General features: G+C 36.2%; 17 protein-coding genes and 2 pseudogenes. 13 read left to right on the plus strand and 6 right to left on the minus strand.

Annotated features, from left to right (window positions below; translation table 11 throughout):
* Positions 1-76 precede the first annotated feature (76 nt).
* Positions 77-2,074 carry a BCCT family transporter gene (locus QOX35_RS08485; protein WP_283686571.1) on the minus strand — a complete coding sequence of 666 codons (1,998 nt, stop codon included), beginning with the start codon at positions 2,072-2,074 and terminating at the stop codon, positions 77-79.
* 42 nt (positions 2,075-2,116) lie between these two features.
* The gene (locus QOX35_RS08490) at positions 2,117-3,295 is read right to left on the minus strand and encodes a hypothetical protein (RefSeq protein WP_080904972.1); all 1,179 of its coding nucleotides are present in this window, start codon (positions 3,293-3,295) and stop codon (positions 2,117-2,119) included.
* A gap of 398 nt (positions 3,296-3,693) precedes the next feature.
* Here QOX35_RS08490 and nhaA point away from each other — a divergent pair, with 398 nt between their 5' ends.
* The 13 genes and pseudogenes from nhaA (at position 3,694) to QOX35_RS08555 (ending at position 17,248) form a co-directional block, all read left to right on the plus strand.
* The gene (gene nhaA, locus QOX35_RS08495; protein ID WP_080904973.1) at positions 3,694-5,022 is read left to right on the plus strand and encodes a Na+/H+ antiporter NhaA; all 1,329 of its coding nucleotides are present in this window, start codon (positions 3,694-3,696) and stop codon (positions 5,020-5,022) included.
* Positions 5,022-6,416: a TrkH family potassium uptake protein gene (locus tag QOX35_RS08500; protein ID WP_108821998.1), complete on the plus strand. Its 1,395-nt coding sequence runs from the start codon at positions 5,022-5,024 to the stop codon at positions 6,414-6,416. Before nhaA ends, QOX35_RS08500 begins: the two co-directional genes overlap by 1 nt.
* Before the next feature lie 12 nt (positions 6,417-6,428).
* Entirely contained in the window at positions 6,429-7,127 is a 699-nt protein-coding gene (locus QOX35_RS08505; protein ID WP_026625794.1) for a potassium channel family protein, read from the plus strand.
* Positions 7,128-7,226: 99 nt separating this feature from the next.
* Complete coding sequence (locus QOX35_RS08510) at positions 7,227-8,570, plus strand: TIGR00341 family protein (protein ID WP_026625793.1); 1,344 nt, start codon at positions 7,227-7,229, stop codon at positions 8,568-8,570.
* 446 nt (positions 8,571-9,016) lie between these two features.
* Positions 9,017-9,376 carry a MarR family winged helix-turn-helix transcriptional regulator gene (locus QOX35_RS08515; RefSeq protein ID WP_183308893.1) on the plus strand — a complete coding sequence of 120 codons (360 nt, stop codon included), beginning with the start codon at positions 9,017-9,019 and terminating at the stop codon, positions 9,374-9,376.
* A 50-nt stretch (positions 9,377-9,426) separates the two neighbouring features.
* Positions 9,427-11,076: pseudogene (locus QOX35_RS08520) on the plus strand (CoA-disulfide reductase); the annotation flags it as partial.
* 138 nt (positions 11,077-11,214) lie between these two features.
* Positions 11,215-11,412: pseudogene (locus tag QOX35_RS08525) on the plus strand (DUF6132 family protein); the annotation flags it as partial.
* Positions 11,386-11,733 carry a rhodanese-like domain-containing protein gene (locus QOX35_RS08530; protein WP_349630702.1) on the plus strand — a complete coding sequence of 116 codons (348 nt, stop codon included), beginning with the start codon at positions 11,386-11,388 and terminating at the stop codon, positions 11,731-11,733. The pseudogene QOX35_RS08525 and the gene QOX35_RS08530, both read left to right, overlap by 27 nt.
* 4 nt (positions 11,734-11,737) lie before the next feature.
* Positions 11,738-11,974 carry a hypothetical protein gene (locus tag QOX35_RS08535; protein WP_026625791.1) on the plus strand — a complete coding sequence of 79 codons (237 nt, stop codon included), beginning with the start codon at positions 11,738-11,740 and terminating at the stop codon, positions 11,972-11,974.
* Positions 11,975-11,976: 2 nt separating this feature from the next.
* Positions 11,977-12,447, plus strand: coding sequence for a thioredoxin (gene trxA / locus QOX35_RS08540; protein ID WP_183308895.1), 471 nt, complete (start codon positions 11,977-11,979; stop codon positions 12,445-12,447).
* Between the two features lie 24 nt (positions 12,448-12,471).
* Positions 12,472-12,849, plus strand: coding sequence for a MarR family transcriptional regulator (locus QOX35_RS08545; protein WP_006800614.1), 378 nt, complete (start codon positions 12,472-12,474; stop codon positions 12,847-12,849).
* 428 nt (positions 12,850-13,277) lie between these two features.
* Entirely contained in the window at positions 13,278-15,443 is a 2,166-nt protein-coding gene (locus tag QOX35_RS08550) for a bifunctional alpha,alpha-trehalose-phosphate synthase (UDP-forming)/trehalose-phosphatase (RefSeq protein ID WP_183308896.1), read from the plus strand.
* Between the two features lie 11 nt (positions 15,444-15,454).
* Positions 15,455-17,248: a glycoside hydrolase family 15 protein gene (locus QOX35_RS08555; RefSeq protein WP_183308897.1), complete on the plus strand. Its 1,794-nt coding sequence runs from the start codon at positions 15,455-15,457 to the stop codon at positions 17,246-17,248.
* 74 nt (positions 17,249-17,322) lie between these two features.
* Here QOX35_RS08555 and QOX35_RS08560 read toward each other — a convergent pair whose 3' ends face one another.
* From QOX35_RS08560 to QOX35_RS08575, 4 genes are all read right to left on the minus strand, one after another.
* A complete protein-coding gene (locus tag QOX35_RS08560) occupies positions 17,323-17,940 on the minus strand; it encodes a class I SAM-dependent methyltransferase (protein WP_183308898.1) in 618 nt (205 codons plus the stop codon).
* Positions 17,941-17,956: 16 nt separating this feature from the next.
* Positions 17,957-18,871 (minus strand): phospholipase A, encoded by a 915-nt coding sequence (locus QOX35_RS08565; protein ID WP_246348128.1) that lies wholly within the window; start codon positions 18,869-18,871, stop codon positions 17,957-17,959.
* A 68-nt stretch (positions 18,872-18,939) separates the two neighbouring features.
* Positions 18,940-19,128, minus strand: coding sequence for a YgaP family membrane protein (locus QOX35_RS08570; RefSeq protein WP_006798296.1), 189 nt, complete (start codon positions 19,126-19,128; stop codon positions 18,940-18,942).
* 2 nt (positions 19,129-19,130) lie between these two features.
* Positions 19,131-19,442, minus strand: a complete 312-nt coding sequence (locus tag QOX35_RS08575; RefSeq protein ID WP_026625787.1) for a hypothetical protein — start codon at positions 19,440-19,442, stop codon at positions 19,131-19,133.
* Positions 19,443-19,444 lie beyond the last annotated feature (2 nt).

A 19,444-nucleotide genomic window follows, 5' to 3' on the forward strand; every position in this document is an offset into this window, starting at 1 on the left:
GCAAATAAATAGATTCAGGACGATCATTCCTTCCTGAATCTATTAATTTATTCACAGCCTTCTTTTTCAGGTTTATCTACTTGTCAATAATAAGCAATTCGTTTTTATCATCAGAGATGAGACTTATAAATCTTTCATATTCTCTGAGGACATCAGCTATCACTTCCTCTTTTGTCATATACTGTATATCATTTCCTTTACGCCCATCATTAAAATAGGTAATCGGGATATAAGGCGTTTCCATATCAACATTTGGAGTATTCTCTTCTTCTATCATATACTCCGAGATCGTTTGAGGCTCAGCAACGACACCATATCGGAAATTTCGTATTTTATCATGCCTTATGAATAACTCTATGGATAGAGGAGTGTTTTTACCAGTTATTATTTCAGCTTCAATATCATTGGCGGATAATTCTTGCTGAAGTTCGCAGAATGCTTCTTTTACCGTGCCATTCAAAAAGTCCTTGACATCTCTTTTGTGGGAAAAGGTTAGTATTCTGTTCAGCCGTTCCTTCCATCTGCTCCCGTCCCATGCAATACTACCATAGGGCAGTTTGGTATTATGAAATAAATGATCGATTTGCAAAGCTTTCCATAAAGAAAAACATAAGAGTAGCATACTCAACCCAAAGGGTAATGCGGAAATGAGAGTCATCGTCTGCAGTGAGGCCAGACCTCCTGCCCGAAGCAGTGTAAGAGAGAGAATGATGAGTAGTACACCCCAAAATATATTTTGCCACTTCGGCGAGTTCTTTTTATCACCGGATGCTATACTGTTCATAACCAATATACCGGAGTCTGCTGAAGTAACAAAGAAAACCCCAATCATCAAGATTGCTATTATATTCAATAAGCCTGTAAATGGAAAATATTCAAAAAAGCGAAACAGGAGAGTATCCGGATCGTTCGCCAATAGGCTCAACTCTCCATTTGCTACGAATTTATCCAGCCAAACACCACTACTGCCAAATATAGTCATCCATAAGAAATTGAATAAGGAAGGAATCAGTAGTACAGCTATAATAAACTCACGTATGGTACGCCCTTTCGATATACGTGCAATAAACAACCCTACAAACGGAGACCATGATATCCACCAGGCCCAATACATAATTGTCCAGCCCGAGAACCAGCCCTGAGCTTCTGTTTCATAGGCAAAAGTATTGAAGGTCAGATTTGTTAAATTACTGATGTAATAACCGATACCTTCACTAAAGGTGCTAAGTATATATATTGTTGGTCCTGCAATCAAAATAAATACCATCAGAATAAAAGCGAGAGACAGATTCAGTTCACTTAATCGCTTCACACCTTTATCCACGCCTGTAAAAGCTGAAAATATAGCGATACCCATGACTACAATAACGATAATAGCCTGAAATGTAAAACTGTTCTCTGGCACCAATCCTATACTTTGCAATCCTGCATTTAGCTGTACAACACCAAATCCCAAAGTTGTCGCAATTCCGAAAAATGTACTGCATAGCGCAAAAGTGTCTACAATATTTCCGATTGGCCCATATATTTTATCTTTCAACAAAGGATATAAACCGCTTCGTATTGCCAACGGCAATTTATAACGATAGGCAAAATAAGCCAGTACTAATCCCACCACAGCATATATGGCCCAGGCATGTATTCCCCAATGGAAAAAAGTGTATAATTGGGCTTCTTTTGCTCGTTGAAGCGTATCGTCTATAGCCGGATTTGCATAATGAGACATTGTTTCTGCCACACCGAAATACATAAGCCCGATTCCCATACCGGCTGCAAACAGCATTGCTATCCATGAAAAGAAGCTATACTTGGGCCGGGAATTATCCGAACCTAAGCGAATATTACCAAGTTTACTTAAAGCTATAATAATAAGAAATAGAACGAACAAAGTTACCATCAATACATAAACCCAACTCAGGTTGTTAAAAAAATAGGTTTTCACAACCGACAGAGATTTATTGGCTTGTTCAGGGAAGAAGCCACAATAAAGGGATACAAAAAGTATAACAATTAGCCCTGGTAGAGCAACTGATTTGGTTAATGTCGTTCGAAAAGGTAATTTGCTTTTTATCATATTATATATTGTTTTATTTTTACTTGTTGTAATGTGTTAATTTTAAAAATAATATCCGATATTTATATTAAAACGGCTATTCCATCTGGCATTATCGCTATCTTGTGCAAGTCCTTCTCCAAAGTTGCTCGTAAGCCATGGATGATTCTTTCCTATAGCCATATCTATGTATGTGTAAATAGGTCCCGAAGCAATGGATACTCCGGGTATTAAATGATGAGTATTGTTATATCCGGCTCTACTTTTGTCAGCTATTGAGTAATCTACATATGCTTCTATACTTTTTATGAATTTCCTTTTTATAGGAATAGTATATGATATTCCTGCCAGGTATACAAATCCTTTGCTTGCCACATCATAAGGAGAGCCATAAGCAGCCATTTGTACGGCATCTAAAAGTTCTCCTTTGTCATTTTGAGATTTATAATTATACCCAATAATTTCAGCCTTTAAATTCCATCTTCGATAATTGAATACTGAGTGTATCGCCCAGGACAAGTTCCATTTCCTTTTATTTAAGGTCTCATTATAGATACTACCCAACTGTCCGGATAAGCCAACTTCTGCGATCTCTGTCAATTGATAACATATACGCATGTTAAATTGGTCTAGTTCGCGGATGGAAGCTTTACTTCTGTTAGCTCCAGTAAGCCCTGTTGTAGGAACAACAGCATATGAAAAACGGCTGTTTCCTACAGTATTATCTTCATACTCTGAACTTAAGAAACCTTTTGGTGCAGCCTGTCTGAAATATGCCATATCAACAGATAGCTTCTCGATCTTGTATTCAGCACCTATGCCGGTTGCGTAAGTATCTTCCAGTCCCATATAATATGGAAGTTGGAACCACCAAGAATGAGATGCAGACGGCGCTATTCCAAATGGTTTTTGAAAAACTCCTAATTTTGCATACCAACTATCATTTAACCTGTATCTAACATAGGCATGATGTATAAAATGTGCTTTTGATCCGGGATAAAGCCTATATTGAAAACTTAAATCAAAATCCTCATATCCTGCATCTACTGACAAAAACCATGTATCTAATTTAATATAAGAATCTAAAGGCCTAGCAGCAGATTCATAGTTTTCTGAAGCAATATTAAACCGTACAGCTCCACCTATTTTTATAGTTTTTTTTTGAGGCTCCCCATCCGATGCCCAAATATTAAGATTGGAAGAAAAAAAGATATAAATAATAACGGGAACAAATCTTGACATGTTTTTCTAAATAAGACTATTTAATTCATTATGGTAGAGAAATAAAAATATATGCTAAATAAAGCATCTAAAATATACCTCAATAGCAGAACTCATCATTACAAATGATATAAATAGTTCCTCGGTCATATAAGATTAAAAAAAGAGTTCAGGATATAGAAAGAAAGGTAATAGACTAATAATAAAACCACTCCTGAACAGTACCGGATTTTCCAGTATTAGGAACAAAAGTAGTAAAATTAGAGCTTGTTTAAAAGTTAATTTATGTTTAATGACTCATTATAAGTATGCTATGCCTATTAAAATAGAGTTAATCGGTAATATTTTTTCTAGTCGAAAAAAATAAATTATTTTTGATGTTTATTAAAATATTCAACATTTCCATAAAATCCGGATAGATGACAGGAGAAAAAAAAGAAGCTATCGATAAGGTGGTTCAACCCATTCAGCGATTTATATTACAGGAAAAGGCCGGAGGTATAGTCCTCGGGCTGAGTGTTATCATTGCTATGATCTTAGCTAATTCCCCATGGTCGGAAGACTATTTTCATTTATTGGAGCATAAACTGGGATTTATATTTGATGGCATTCCATTCTTTGAATATAGCATTCATCACTGGATCAATGACGGGCTGATGGCTGTTTTCTTCTTTGTAGTGGGCTTAGAACTCAAAAGGGAGATTGTAGGAGGAGAATTATCCAATCCGCGTAAAGCCCTTTTGCCTATCGGTGCAGCAATCGGCGGTATGCTCGTACCCGCACTTATCTATATTATCCTGAATCCATCAGGAGAAGTTCATCACGGATGGGGAATACCGATGGCAACCGATATTGCTTTCGCATTGGGTGTTTTGTATCTGTTAGGGAGTAAAATACCACTATCACTGAAAGTGTTTCTAACAGCATTGGCTATTGTTGATGATCTGGGGGCTGTCTTGGTTATTGCATTTTTCTATACATCCGATATTTCATTTATGAGCCTTGCTATTGGTTTTGGCTTTGCTCTTATTATGTTCGTTGGCAATAAAATGGGTGTGCGGAGTATTTTGTTCTACGCCATATTTGGTATTCTCGGAGTGTGGACATCTTTTCTCTTATCAGGAGTACATGCTACAATAGCTTCTGTTATTGCCGCCTTTATGATTCCTGCGGATGTGAAAATAAGAGAGAATCTATTTGTGGAACGGATAAAGAACTATCTGAATAAATTCAGGGAGGTCGATCCTAAAAACGAAATACCGACGCTTACAAATGACCAGTTGCATTTGTTGGAAGAAATAAAAATAGATACCAATAAAGCCATTCCGCCATTGCAACGCTTAGAACATCGAATGCATCCTTTAGTGACATTTGTTATCATACCGATATTTGCTCTGGCCAATGCCGGGGTTTCACTCAATATTGATGTTGAGCAACTATTCAGTACGAATATAGCTTTAGGCGTAGCTCTAGGCCTACTATTGGGCAAAGTGTTAGGTGTGGTTGGCTTTACTCTTTTGTTGATAAAGCTGAAAGTCGCACCATTCCCTCAAGGGATGAATGTCCGTAATCTGTTTGGTTTAGGTTTGCTGGCATCTATTGGTTTTACCATGTCGCTATTTATCACTTCTTTGGCATTCACTCATCCCGAATATATGGTACAAGCCAAGATTGGTATTTTTGCAGCTTCTATCATTGGCGGAGTATTAGGATATATCACATTAAGCCGTTCCGTAAAGCATAAATAATGTTATCCCGAATAAAATATATAGGATTAAACCCGGCTCGCTTATTTGTTCTCAGTTTTTTAGGACTGATTCTTATCGGGACAATTTTACTGTTATTACCGGTATCCACAACCGGGAGCATCAGCCTGATAGATGCTCTTTTTACAACAACGAGTGCAGTTTGTGTAACAGGTCTGGTAGCACTGGATACAAGTAAAGATTTTACACTGTTCGGACAAACAGTCATCATGGTCATGATTCAGGCCGGCGGTTTAGGTATATTGACTTTTGCCAGTTATTTCAGCTACTTCTTTAAGGGAGGCTCGTCTTATGAGGATCAATTAACGATGGGCAATATCTCTAACATAGAGAAGATTGATGAAATTTTTAAGACCTTAAAGCGGATATTAATTATAACAGTTGGTATTGAAGCTGTCGGGGCTTTCTTTATTTTTACTAGTTTAAGTTCTGCTTTGATGCCTGGTCTGAGTGATCGGATTTATTTTTCAGTATTTCATTCCATATCCGCTTTTTGTAATGCAGGCTTTTCCACATTGCCCCATGGTATCATGGAAAACGGATATGTGGATAACTACAGATTCCAATTGAGCCTGATATTCCTTTTTGTTCTCGGAGGATTAGGATTCCCGATTGTAATCAATTTGTTGAAATACCTGAAACATTTAATCAGAAGAACATTCTTACAGATTTTCAATCATAAAAAAGACGTTTACAAGCCTTGGGTGATGAAACTGGGAAGTAAGATAAATCTGGTTACAACTATCTCTTTAATTGTTATCGGAACCATCCTTATTTTTATCAACGAGTATAATAATATACTGGCTTCTCATCAGGGAATCGGGAAATTCGTCACAGCACTATTTACAGCGACAACGCCCCGTACAGCAGGGTTCAATTCAGTTGATTTTAATCAGTTACATCTATCGTCACTCATTATTATAATCATCTTGATGTGGATCGGAGCTTCTCCTGCCTCTACGGGAGGAGGTATAAAAACCAGTACATTTGCAATAGCCGTTCTGAACTTTATCAGTTTGGCCAAAGGGCGAAAGAATATTGAGGTGTATAGTCGGGAGGTATCAGAAACATCCATAAGACGAGCTTTTGCGGTGATGACACTTTCTGTTGTTGTTTTGGGGATAGGTTCATTACTTATTTCCTATTTTGATGAAGGCTTGCGGCTATTAGATATTATATTTGAATCGGTTTCGGCCTATAGTACAGTCGGGCTGAGTCTGGGGATAACTCCCGGTTTAAGTTCTGCCAGTAAACTGGTGCTGATAATACTGATGTTTATAGGACGTGTAACAACACTCACGCTGCTTATTGCTTTCTTTAAGCAAGTGAGGATGTCTAATTATACTTATCCATCGGAGGAGATACTGATTAATTAAAAAGAAGAAAGAATGAAATATATTATTGTCGGACTCGGTGTATTCGGTTCTTCACTTGCTGAGAAGTTAGCATCACAGGGCAATGAGGTAATCGGAGTAGATACAAAGATGCAACGGGTAAATGAACTGAAAGATAAAATAACACATGTTGCATGTTTGAATGTAACAGATGCTGCTGCAGTAGAAACATTACCCTTGAAGAATACAGATGTGGTCATTGTCTGTATAGGAGAAGATCAAGGTGCTAATATAATGGCGACAGCCATGTTTAAAAACCTGAATGTAAAACGGCTTATAGGAAGATCTCTTAATCCTCTGCAAGAAAATGTTTTACAGGCAATCGGCGTACATGAGATTGTCCGGCCGGAAGAAGAAACCGCAGAAAGATGGGCCAAGAAACTAACGCTTCGGGGAATGGTAGATTCTTTTGAGTTAAATGAGAATTACAGCATGGTAGAGATTGTAGTGCCGGATATTCTTGTTGGAAAGACAATCGAAGAAATCGGTTTTCGTAAGGAATATAATATGCTCGTGTTGACTGTTATCAAAAATGTAGAAAAGAAGAGCATAATAGGGAAAACCAGAGTTGTTGCCGACGTTCAAGGTATACCAACACCCGATACCATGTTAGAAAAAAATGATATCTTGGTTGTTTATGGATCTAACAAAGATATTAAACAGTTTATAAGCAAGAACAAAAATCATAAATAGAAAAAGTGTGATTGGTAAATATATAATTGATAAAAAAGAAGTATCTTTTCCATGGTTATTCAAATCAGGTGTATAGTCTGAATACTAATAATATATAGCATGTATAACTTCATACGAAAAGTAGTCACTTACGTTAGTCTGCAAAAGCAAACCGAAGACTTTGAAGAAATCCATAATTCGATAACACAGGGGATTTCGTTCAAGGGGACGAATATATGGATATTAGTTTGCGCGATAATCATAGCATCCGTAGGGCTTAATACCAATTCAACCGCTGTGATAATAGGAGCCATGCTTATTTCTCCACTGATGGGGCCAATCAATGGAATGGGTTACAGTATTGCTATTCATGATTTTGGATTGCTTCGTCAGTCATTAAAAAACTTTGGTTTTGCGGTGCTGGCCAGCCTTATAGCATCCACTGTTTATTTTTCGATAACCCCCGTTCATACAGCCCATTCAGAGCTTTTAGCCCGAACCAGTCCGACGATTTATGATGTTTTAATTGCTCTATTTGGTGGATTTGCGGGTATTATAGCAATCAGCAGTAAGCAGAAAGGAAATGTTATTCCCGGTGTTGCTATTGCTACGGCCTTGATGCCACCTCTCTGTACAGCCGGCTACGGTTTAGCTACGCTCCAATTTTCTTTTTTCTATGGAGCATTCTATCTGTTTACCATCAACACTGTTTGTATTGCTTATGCTTCGGTTTTAATTTCTCAAATGTTGAAGTTTCCGATCAGAGATACCAACATAAGTGAGACAAGAAAGAATCGTATCAATCAGGGCTTATCAATCGTTCTTATTATAATCATATTGCCCAGTATATATTTGGGTTACCGGATGTCCCAGAATGAGAAATTCAGAGTAAATGCCGAAAAATATACACGTTATGTAGGAATATACAAAGGGAATTATTTATTAAACAATGAGGTTGCTGCAAACAGGAAAGAAATTAATTTGGTATACGGCGGATCTTCGTTGACAGAAGAAGACAAAGATGCAATTATCGGTCAGGCAAGCTTATTCTCTTTAGATGATGCGAAAATAACAATAGAACAAGGGTTGGCCATAGATAATGATATAGCTAAGGATAGACTAAAAGCTCAGTCTGAAGAAGAGAGGTCCCGGCAACAAATAGTCCGCTTAAATGTAGAAATTGCTGATTATAAACAAAAAATAGACAGTATACAAAGCCAATATCTTATAGGCAAACAATTACTGTCTGAGTTGACTCCTTTATACCCTCATATAGAGAGTTGTTCGTATGCCCAATCATATATCTATACCCAGAATGATACTTTGCATAGAGCGAAAACTGGTGTATTTATGATCACATCTAAACGCATTCTTCCAAAGAACGATCAGGAGAAAATAAAGAATTGGCTAATGAAAAGATTAAATGAAAAAGAAATTAGGGTCTATTTTGACAGAATTAATTGATTGATCAAGACCGAACTTGTAGAAATATTTTAATGGAATAATCAAGGGTCTTTTAAATTATTCCTCTACCTGTGTTAAATTATATTGTAGAAATGCCAAATATCAGAACGTGCTATTTCTTTTGATGCATTAGTTTTACTCCATTTATCTTATCTGAAATAAATCTCCCCCGGCTGTCTAAATAACTGTTTTAGAAATAAAGGGTGTATACTTCGTCATAATCATAGAAATTACTCTGATTAGATAAGCTCCCGAACTTCTATCCTCTGGTATTTGAGTAGTGTCTATTAGTAGTCTATATAGACGAACTAATAGAATGGTATAACCGATGTTGTAAATTTCTATTTTTCACAAAACGTATATGATCAAACATTTCATGAAAGAAAGTTTGCTAATCTTAAAATATTTATTTCCTTTGTTTATTATTTCCAGTGGAATTATAATATATGTGCATAATTACAAAAATAAAGAATATACAGAAAATACTTTATAGACTCGAAAAAGTGTTTTTAGAAAACAATGGCATCACATTAAATGAAGCTATTATTATATATTCTTTGCCCGAAACAAGAAGCTCCTGTGCGGGTTATCTGTCCGGCCAGCTTGACGTATCGAACTCCCGGACATCTAAAATTCTGAGTAGCTTAGAGCAGCAGGAATATATTATAAGGACAATGGGACAAGCCGATAAAAGGCAGATGCTTTTTTCATTAACGGAAAAGGGACTGGAGAAAAAGAAAGAAATACAGAGATCTGAAGGTGAATATAGAGAACTTATTAAGTCATTGGCTAAGTTTATGGACTAACCAAAATTTCAGACAGATCTTATAAACCATTTTATTAAAAAAATAAATATATGAAAATATTAATTGTAGGAGGAGTTGCCGGGGGAGCATCTGTTGCAGCCCGTTTAAGGAGAATGGATGAACAGGCTGAAATTATTTTATTTGAAAGAGGCGAATATATTTCTTATGCCAATTGTGGATTACCATATTATATCGGAGGTACAATAGCGGACAGAGATAATCTTTTCGTCCAAACTGTAGATGGATTTTCTAAGCGATTCAAGATAGACATCAGGGTATTGCAGAAAGTAATCTGTATCAATAGGGAAAATAAAAGTATAACCATACAAAACCTTATCACAAATAAAGAATATACTGAATCTTATGACAAACTTATTCTATCTACCGGATCAGAACCGGTGAAACCTCCAATCAAAGGCATCGATAGCAGAAAGATATTTACACTCCGTAATGTACCTGATACCGATAAAATCAAAAACTTTCTTATAACTCATAAACCCCAAAAAGCAGTTGTCATCGGCGGAGGATTTATCGGACTGGAAATGGTAGAAAATTTACATAATGCAGGACTTGAAGTACAGTTAGTGGAGAAGGCGGATCAGGTTATGGCTCCAATTGATTTTTCCATGGCCGCAATAGTTCATCAGCAACTTAGGCAGAAAGGAGTAGAGCTTTATCTGAAAGAAGGAGTGACTTCTTTCCTCGAAGAAGAAAACGGCGTTAGAATAGTATTGGAAAGCGGTAGAGAACTTATCTCCGATATGGTTATTTTCAGTATTGGTGTTCGTCCCGATATTAAGATTGTAAAAGATGCAGGGCTGGAACTTGGAACGACAGGAGGGATTAAAGTTAATAGTTATATGCAGACGAGTGATAACAATATCTATGCCTTGGGTGATGCCGTGGAAGTACTGAATCCGGTAATAACTAAACAGATGTTGATTCCTTTGGCGGGTCCGGCCAATAAACAAGCCCGTATTGTTGCAGATAACATACTGGAGGATAACAAATATATCTACCCGGGAACTATCGGCACATCTATAGCTAAGGTGTTTGACCTAACCGTTGCGGCGACAGGACTTTCATCCAAAGTGCTGAACAGGGAGTGTATTGAGCATATATCATCTTTTACTCATGGAAGTTCACACGCGGGATACTATCCCGGAGCATCTCAATTGTCAGTAAAGGTTAATTTCTCCCCCTTGAATGGAAAGCTTTTGGGAGCTCAGGTTGTAGGAAAAGAAGGAGCCGACAAAAGAATTGAGTTGTTTTCTGAGGTTATAAAAAAAGGAGGTACAATTTACGATCTGATGGATATTGAGCATGCATATGCCCCGCCTTATTCATCGGCTAAAGACCCTGTCAATATGGCTGGTTTTGTAGCTGATAATATTCTTAAAGGAAAGATGAAAGTAGCCCAATGGCGGGATATTGGAAAAATAAATCTCGCCAAAACGACCCTGTTAGATGTCCGTACTTCAGAAGAATGCAGCGAAGGATATATCAAGGGTGCGATGAACATCCCCCTGGATGAACTGCGTTCCCGGATTAAAGAAATACCAAAAGAGAAGGACGTTTTAATCTATTGTGCTGTCGGCTTACGCGGGTATATTGCTTCGCGGATATTAGCACAATATGGATTTTCTAATGTTCTAAATCTGTCAGGAGGTTATACAACCTATGCAACAGCAATAGCAGAATACTCTTTATAATAGAAAAATTCAGCCATCACTCCGTATTTAAACAAAATTAGAGTTTTAAATACATTATTTCTTATGGAACTATATTCTAATGGAAATAATATATTATCTTTGTAAGAAATATAAACGCAATTAAATATGCAAATAATAAAAAACAATTGGACATATCTCTTAGGAGCACTTATCGGAGCAATAGGTGGATATATGTATTGGAGGTATATTGGATGTAGTACCGGTACTTGTCCCATAACGTCATCACCTACAATCAGTACTCTATACGGAGTTTTATTGGGAGGCTTATTCGGAGGAATTTTTAAAAGAAATAAAAAAAACAAAAATAAAATAAATAATATGGCGGGATTTCTTAGCAGATTACTCGGATTGGAGGACAAAGCTGATTTTAAAGTTCTCTTAGAGAATGGAGCTATACTTCTGGATGTCCGAACAAAAGAAGAATATAAACAGGGAGCAGCAACAAACTCAGTCAATATTCCTCTGGATAGTTTGAATAGTAATTTATCGAAACTAAAAAAAGATAAACCGATTATTGCTATATGTGCCAGTGGTATGCGTAGTCGCAGTGCGGTGACTCTCTTAAAGAATAAAGGTTTTCAGAAAGTATATAATGGCGGAAGCTGGTTTAATTTTAATGAGTAACAGAATGAAACGCATATTAAAGAAATGGGATGCAGCCCGGATAATTCGTTTATTGTTGGGAGTGTTGATAGCTATCTATTCAATATCTACGAAGGATTATATGTTTTTAGTTTTAGGTGGATTGCTACTTTTTCAGGCAATTATGAATATTTCCTGTTGTGGCTCCGCAGGGTGCTATACAGACAATAAGTACAAAGAAAATATTTATGGAGATCAGATAAAAAAATATAAACCGGATTAAAAATGAAGTATACAATACTACTTCCACTTGTGGCATTATTGCTTATTTCTTGTAATAACACAGCTGAGACAAAAAGTCAAACAAAAGAAACAATTAAAAAAGAAGATAAAATGACAACAATACATTTAACAAAAGCAGAATTCTTGTCAAAAGTTGCTAATTTTGAAACAAATCCTACTGAATGGAAATATTTAGGGGATAAATCGGCATTGATTGATTTCTATGCTGATTGGTGTGGCCCTTGTAAAGCTATAGCTCCGGTGCTGGATGAATTGGCCGCAGAATACGGAGGTCGTATATATATTTATAAGATAAATACGGAAACTGAACCTGAACTAGCGTCTGCGTTTGGGATAAGAAGCATACCTTCTTTACTGTTTGTTCCGATGACCGGACAACCTCAAATGGGTGCAGGAGCATTACCAAAACAGCAACTGAAGGAGGCTATTGATAATCTTTTATTAAAAGAGTAACAGTAAATATAAATTTAGACTAAAATGGCAGACAATACAAATAATTCGCAAGTAAGAACATTATGCCAGATCAGGGATGTGTATCGGGCTATTTATGACTTTGAGTTAAACTTTCAGCAATTATATGATCTTGGACTGAACGAAGGGATGCTGCTATGTTCGCTGAATGCTCAGAAATATTCATCCAATGAATTGGCTAGTGTATTGGGATTGAGCAATTCGAATACATCGAAAGTGATAAAATCGGTCGAAAAGAAAGGGCTTATCAGACGTATTGTAGGTAAGGAGGATAAGCGCCAGATGTATTTTGCTTTGACTGATCTGGGCAAGAAGAAACTTGAATCGATAAAATGTGCTGAGTTTGATATACCTCAAACACTAGAATCTATTATAAAAAGATAAAATTTTTATCTATTGACGATTTGTTCTCTCTTTTTTCTACTATAAAACAAGTTGCAAATACGCAACAAGAACCACTACGTATTAGTAAGTTAGATTTTGGATAAAAGATCTAATTTCCGTGTAATTTCATAGGTTAGGCAAATTTTATTATCTTTGTAAAAGTCTTGAATACATTGAAAACAATATTGTTTTTTCTTCTTTAAAATCTACTTATTCGGTAGATACCTTATTTAAGCGGAGTTGATCCGAAATATAGCCAATATATAATTCAGTTTTCTTAAAGGAATTTAGGTTACTCTTTTGGGCTTCATATGATAATTAATCTGAGGATAATAAAGTTTCTATAGGTTCACTACATCCTTCTGTGTTCAAGCGAATTATTCCATTTTTAATAATCGGACTGCCCTGCCCGATACAAAAATTATTTTATGAAGTTGATTATTATATCTAATAGATTACCACTGAAAGTAGTGGAAGAGGAAAATGAGTACAAGGTCGTTCCTAGCTCAGGTGGTCTTTCAACCGGACTGAACTCATTAGAGACAAATATGGAAACACATTGGATCGGTTGGACTGGAATGTATCTTGATGATCTGCGTGAACAAGAAAAAATAGACAAACAACTGGCTGATCTAAACTTTCATTCGGTAAATCTTACCCCTTCACAAATAGAAAATTATTATGAAGGATACAGTAACAGTGTAATTTGGCCGCTTTCTCATTATTTTTTTAGCAATGTAAGGTACAATAATGACTACTGGTCTGTATATAAGGAGGTGAATGCTTTATTCTGTGAAAAAGCAATGCAAATAATAGAACCTAGTGATATTGTTTGGATTCAGGACTATCAATTGATGCTTTTACCTCGAATGATAAGAGACCGAATACCTGGAGTCAGTATTGGTTATTTCCATCATATACCATTTCCTTCTTATGAATTATTTAGGTGCTTGCCCGAAAGAAGTGATATTTTAAACGGTCTGTTAGGTGCCGATCTTGTTGCTTTCCATACGCATGGATATATGAGACATTTCATTAGTGCTGTTTACCGGGTACTGAAATTAGATTGTAACCTCGATGAAATTCATTTAGATGACAGAATCGTAGATGTGGATGCTTTTCCAATGGGAATAAACTATGATATGTATCACAATGCTTTACTAAATCCGGATATAAAGAAGCAAGCTGATAAACTACGAGGTGAGTTTGGTAACAGCAAGCTTATATTATCTGTAGATAGGCTCGACTATAGTAAAGGTATTCTTATGCGTTTAAGGTGTTTTGAAGACTTTCTGGCGAACCAACCCCAATACAGAGGAAAGGTTAGCCTCATTATGATTGTCGCTCCATCAAGAGACAATGTTGATATTTATGCAAAACTGAAAGAAGATATAGACCAGAAGGTGGGAGCTATCAATGGTAAGTATGCGACAGCAGGATGGCAACCAATCAATTATTTTTATAGGTCATTCGTCTTCGAAGAGATCGCCGCTTTATATCATATATCGGATATCTGTTTAGTTAACCCTTTTAGGGATGGAATGAATCTTGTTGCAAAAGAGTATATTGCAACAAAACGAGATGGGAAAGGAGTGCTCATTTTAAGTGAAATGGCCGGAGCATCTATTGAGCTATCTGATGCACTGATAGTGAATCCAACTAATATAAAAGAAATAGAAAATGCTCTTCTTCAAGCACTGGAAATGCCAGAAGAGGAACAAAAAGCAACTATCTCAAATATGCAAGAGATTATTTCTTCTCAACATGTTGGACAATGGGCCAAAGATTTTATAGATGAATTGGTCTTAGTAAAAAAGAAAAATAAAGAATTACAAAAGAAAATAATTGTACAAAAAAACTTCAATGAAATAAAAGATGCATATCAAAAAGCAGAAAAACGTCTGATTATTTTAGACTATGATGGCACATTGGTTTCGTTTCACCGCAATCCGATGAAAGCATCACCAACGATTGACGTTCTTGATCTTTTAGAAAAAATGTGTGCCGATAGCCATAATAAAATGATAATAAGTAGTGGTAGGGATAAACAGACACTTGAAGATTGGTTAGGACATTTACCTTTGGACATGGCTGCCGAACATGGTATGTTTTATAAAGAACATGGTATATGGAAAAGTAAAGTGCAGAAAATTGAATGGGATCAAGAGATAATAGACATAATTAAACATACAGTTAAAAAGACTCCACGTTCGAAACTGGAAATAAAAGAGACAGCCTTGGTCTTTCATTACAGGGATGTTGATGTCTGGCTAGCAGACCTACGTGTAACACAACTGATAAATGCCTTGATAAATCCAACGTCGAGACAGAACTTGCAGATAATGAAGGGAAATAAGATTGTAGAAATTAAGTCAGGTGAATTTAATAAAGGCTCAGAAGCTTTAAGGCTAATGAATCAAAGTGAATACGATTTTGTGATGGCTATAGGAGATGATACAACTGATGAAGAAATGTTTATGGCATTGCCGGATACCGCTATTACTATAAAAGTAGGAGACCCATCAAATGCAGCGCGGTATAATATTCCAAAACAAGATTTAAACATTGATTTTTTGAAAAAACTAATAAAATAATTTGATTGCTTATGGATAATCTAGATTACGGTGTAGTTGGAAATTGTAAAACGGCTGCTTTAATATCAAAAGAGGGAAGCATCGATTGGCTTTGTTTTCCGGTATTCGATTCTCCATCTGTATTTTCTAAATTGTTAGATAATGATAAAGGTGGGAGTTTTTCATTCATTGTTTCTGATGGCTATCGTATTACACAAAATTACTTTAAAGAAACAAATATACTTGGTACTCGCTTTGCTTCTGATGAGGGTGTATTTGAAGTACTTGATTTTATGCCAAGATATAAGACTCGTGAAGACGAGTATTATATACCTTCCGAGATCTATCGTTATGTAAGGCTTATTGAAGGTAAACCGCGTTTCAGGATAAATTATACTCCTGTAATGAATTACGCTAGAGATTCAGTCATACATAAAAAGTTTACCGACTTTATAAGAACATTTTCTTTAGCAGATGGGACTGATAACATCTATTTATATTCAAGTATTGACTTTGATTCCATATTAAATCAAGAAGAAATTATTCTGGAGCAGGATCAATACATGTTATTGTCGTATAGTCAGAAATTAGCAAATATAGATATCGACCGTGCTTATCTAGAATATCAGCGTACAAAAATTTACTGGTTGAACTGGAATAATCGTTCCCGAAAATTTGTAGAATATAATGACTATATCTGTCGCAGTTTGTTAGCTCTTAAATTGATGTGTTATGAGTCATCTGGAGCTATTATGGCAGCTCTGACCACCAGTATTCCGGAGACAATAGGTGAAGTCCGCAACTGGGATTATCGATTTTGTTGGATTCGTGATGCATCTATGTCTATAGAAACGCTCATAGAGCTTGGACATCATTCGACAGCGAAACGGTTTATGTCCTTTGTAAAGGATATATTGAAATCTAAATCAGATTCTTTACAAATTATGTATGGAATAGATGGTAGCCGTACGTTAAAAGAAGAGATATTACCTCATTTGGCAGGATATGAAAATTCCCAACCGGTAAGAATCGGTAATGCCGCATATTTCCAAAAACAAAATGACACTTTCGGCTATTTGATGGATGTTATACATAGCTATTATTTCCGTTTTCCTGGGACATTGGGCGAGTTGGAAGAAATGTGGGAAGTTGTTAAATCGATCATCAGAACGGTTTATATTGTTTGGCGAAATCCTGATCAGAGTATATGGGAGTTCCGTAACATCGAAAAGCATTTTGTCTTCTCGAAGGTAATGTGTTGGGTAGCTCTTGACAGAGCAATAGAGATAGCTAAACTTTTAAATCAGGCCGATTATGTATCAGCATGGCAAAAAGAAGCGATGGCTATAAAAGAAGATGTGATGCTCAATGGCTGGAACGATCAGATTCAAAGTTTTACTCAAGCTTATGATAATACGCATATGGATTCATCATTGCTTTTGATGGAACAGTATGGTTTTATAGATGCAGGTAATGATCGCTATATAAAAACGGTAAAGCGTATAAAAGATGAATTATATCATAATGGATTGATGTATCGATATAAAGTTGATGATGACTTTGGTTTGCCCTCTTCTGCTTTTACTATCTGTACTTTTTGGCTAACTCGTGCATTGTTTATGATTGGAGAGAAAGGCGAAGCCCGGAAAATATTTGATCAGCTACTGACGTATTCTAATCATCTGGGATTATTTAGTGAGGATCTGGATTTCGAAACCAAGCGTATGATGGGGAATTTCCCTCAGGCGTATTCCCATCTGGCATTGATAAAGACTGCTTTACTATTCTCGGAGGAACGGAGATATATCAATTTTATTAAACCTTGAAAATTGACTCAGTAGAGTTTTTTATAAGTTATACAATAGAGGCACAGGTAATGAGAACCTGTGCCTTTGTTTTTTTATATCTTTTTGCCTACAAAGCGTATAACAGAAGCTTTACCATTATGTCCTATACCTTCTGCCAGTCTTATTTCTTTTTCTTCTAAAAGATCGATCTCCATCGAATCAAAGATAGAGAGAATTTCTTGCTTCGAATACATCATATCCACATATGGCGGACCTCCGGCTAATGGGTTTTGTTGCTGATGTTTTACATGTTCTTTACCGAATCCTTCAATAATAATATGCCCTCCGGTTTTCAACAAAGGCAATAACGACCTGTGATATTTCTCTTTTAATTGTTCCGGTAGGTGAACATAGGTAAGAGCAATTACATCATAGGAGTCGACAATATAATTTTCAGAGATATCTTCGAAATCAATCACTTTGAATGAAATATTCACGCTATTCTTTTGAGCCAAACGCAAGGCTTTTTCTTTAGCTTGCTGGCTTTGGTCGAAAGCGTCTACACTCCATCCCCTTGTTGTTGCATATACACCATTCCGTCCCTCTCCATCAGCCGGAAGAAGAATTTTTCCTGTTGGAAGCGTATCGATGATTTGCTTGAAGAATAGATTTGGAGCTTCTCCATAGCGGTATTCTTCCATATTGTAACTTTCGTCCCATTTATTATTCATAGTCATTCATTTTTTGTTAATATGCACTGAAGAAATCCGGTTTTATCGTAAATCCTATTCTTACCTGATTTGTATATTTTTTGTAATTCAGCAACCCTTCTCCATAACCGGCATAATAATCCAAAGTTAAGTATTGATTTGAATTTTTCGATACTCTAAATGATAAAGATGTGTGTAAATTAGGGTTTATAAACTGATCCCGTGGGATTATATTAAGACTGAACCACCATAAATTTTTACTATCAATATAATTAACCGAAAAGATACCATAACCTTTATAACGTAACAAATCTTTATTATTACCTCCATCCACATAAGGTAGATACACTTGAGCTTTAGCCGATAAGCGCATATTATAGAAATATTTGGCTGACAGATTCAGATAGTTCCAACTACGAGAATCTTCTCCTGCTTTTCCATTCGATTCATGTTCCAGAGAAACCATTACCGCTCCTTTCAGTTTGTTGTTTTTGATAATGTAGCGTCCGACTCCTATTCCGGGATTGTAATTCGTATCGCGGAAAGGGCTCGATTTGTCATAAATATCCCAGAATGACTTTTGAGAATAAATAATGTACAAAAACGAATTGAATGGCAAGACGCTTCTGGTAACTCTGTGGCGAATACTAAACTGGAAGAATGCATCCGCTGTTTTACGGGTTACCGATTTGTTTAAAGGGATTCCCGTTACCATATAATTATCCTTATACACCGCAAAAGGAGCCTGCTTGTCTAGTACAGACCTTACAAGGTCTTCTGAAACTTCAATCGGTCTATGTTTCAATACATTTATTGACTGCATCTCATTCAGATAGTTATTCCGAAGTGAAATACTATCTACCTGTAAGATCGTATTTTCTTGTGAGTAGACCCTGGGTATGTGTATAATGAGGATAAACAATACGATTATTATATAAAATATTGTTTTCATATCTAAAAAAGAGAGCAAAAGACGATTTCAGAATTCGGTTTTGCTCTCTCAGAAACTTATTAATCAATTCACCGTTTAATGTTTAATTTATCGAGCAGGATTTCCAACGGACAAAATTTAGTAAATGAAGACTGTATCAGATTCACTCCCACAAATGCAGGCAACAACAGCCATCCGATGGAAACAAAATAAGCCAACGAAATACCAATCAGAACCATTGTGCCTGCTACTATACGGATAATATATTCACGTTTCATAATCAAATCAATTTAGAGAAGTTTTCTACATCAAGGACAAAAGCATGTACAGGAAAAGGATTATTCGTTTCAATATTACAACTGTCAATCTCTGTAATAGCATTATCAGCAATTTCTTTTGTCACAAAGCTGAAAAGCATTATAGAGTTTGTTTTAGCATTGCTCGCATTAGCCGCAAACCAGCCCAAATTTTCCTCTTTCTTTTTATAGCCAGTGATATTGGTCACACTGAATCGTTTCACTCCGGCATCTTGGAGTAGGCTTGCTACCTGCTCCTGATACTCTTTTATACTTAATACAACTAATAGCTTCATAA

Origin of the sequence: Dysgonomonas sp. Marseille-Q5470 (assembly GCF_951230145.1) — a bacterium.
In the GTDB taxonomy this organism is placed as follows: domain Bacteria; phylum Bacteroidota; class Bacteroidia; order Bacteroidales; family Dysgonomonadaceae; genus Dysgonomonas.

Bases quoted from the DNA above. Each gene is read 5' to 3' on its own strand.
- QOX35_RS08485 (WP_283686571.1), bottom strand. From the start codon at position 2,074: ATGATAAAAAGCAAATTACCTTTTCGAACGACATTAACCAAATCAGTT.
- QOX35_RS08490 (WP_080904972.1), bottom strand. From the start codon at position 3,295: ATGTCAAGATTTGTTCCCGTTATTATTTATATCTTTTTTTCTTCCAAT.
- nhaA (WP_080904973.1), top strand. From the start codon at position 3,694: ATGACAGGAGAAAAAAAAGAAGCTATCGATAAGGTGGTTCAACCCATT.
- QOX35_RS08500 (WP_108821998.1), top strand. From the start codon at position 5,022: ATGTTATCCCGAATAAAATATATAGGATTAAACCCGGCTCGCTTATTT.
- QOX35_RS08505 (WP_026625794.1), top strand. From the start codon at position 6,429: ATGAAATATATTATTGTCGGACTCGGTGTATTCGGTTCTTCACTTGCT.
- QOX35_RS08510 (WP_026625793.1), top strand. From the start codon at position 7,227: ATGTATAACTTCATACGAAAAGTAGTCACTTACGTTAGTCTGCAAAAG.
- QOX35_RS08515 (WP_183308893.1), top strand. From the start codon at position 9,017: ATGTGCATAATTACAAAAATAAAGAATATACAGAAAATACTTTATAGA.
- QOX35_RS08535 (WP_026625791.1), top strand. From the start codon at position 11,738: ATGAAACGCATATTAAAGAAATGGGATGCAGCCCGGATAATTCGTTTA.
- trxA (WP_183308895.1), top strand. From the start codon at position 11,977: ATGAAGTATACAATACTACTTCCACTTGTGGCATTATTGCTTATTTCT.
- QOX35_RS08545 (WP_006800614.1), top strand. From the start codon at position 12,472: ATGGCAGACAATACAAATAATTCGCAAGTAAGAACATTATGCCAGATC.
- QOX35_RS08550 (WP_183308896.1), top strand. From the start codon at position 13,278: ATGAAGTTGATTATTATATCTAATAGATTACCACTGAAAGTAGTGGAA.
- QOX35_RS08555 (WP_183308897.1), top strand. From the start codon at position 15,455: ATGGATAATCTAGATTACGGTGTAGTTGGAAATTGTAAAACGGCTGCT.
- QOX35_RS08560 (WP_183308898.1), bottom strand. From the start codon at position 17,940: ATGAATAATAAATGGGACGAAAGTTACAATATGGAAGAATACCGCTAT.
- QOX35_RS08565 (WP_246348128.1), bottom strand. From the start codon at position 18,871: ATGAAAACAATATTTTATATAATAATCGTATTGTTTATCCTCATTATA.
- QOX35_RS08570 (WP_006798296.1), bottom strand. From the start codon at position 19,128: ATGAAACGTGAATATATTATCCGTATAGTAGCAGGCACAATGGTTCTG.
- QOX35_RS08575 (WP_026625787.1), bottom strand. From the start codon at position 19,442: ATGAAGCTATTAGTTGTATTAAGTATAAAAGAGTATCAGGAGCAGGTA.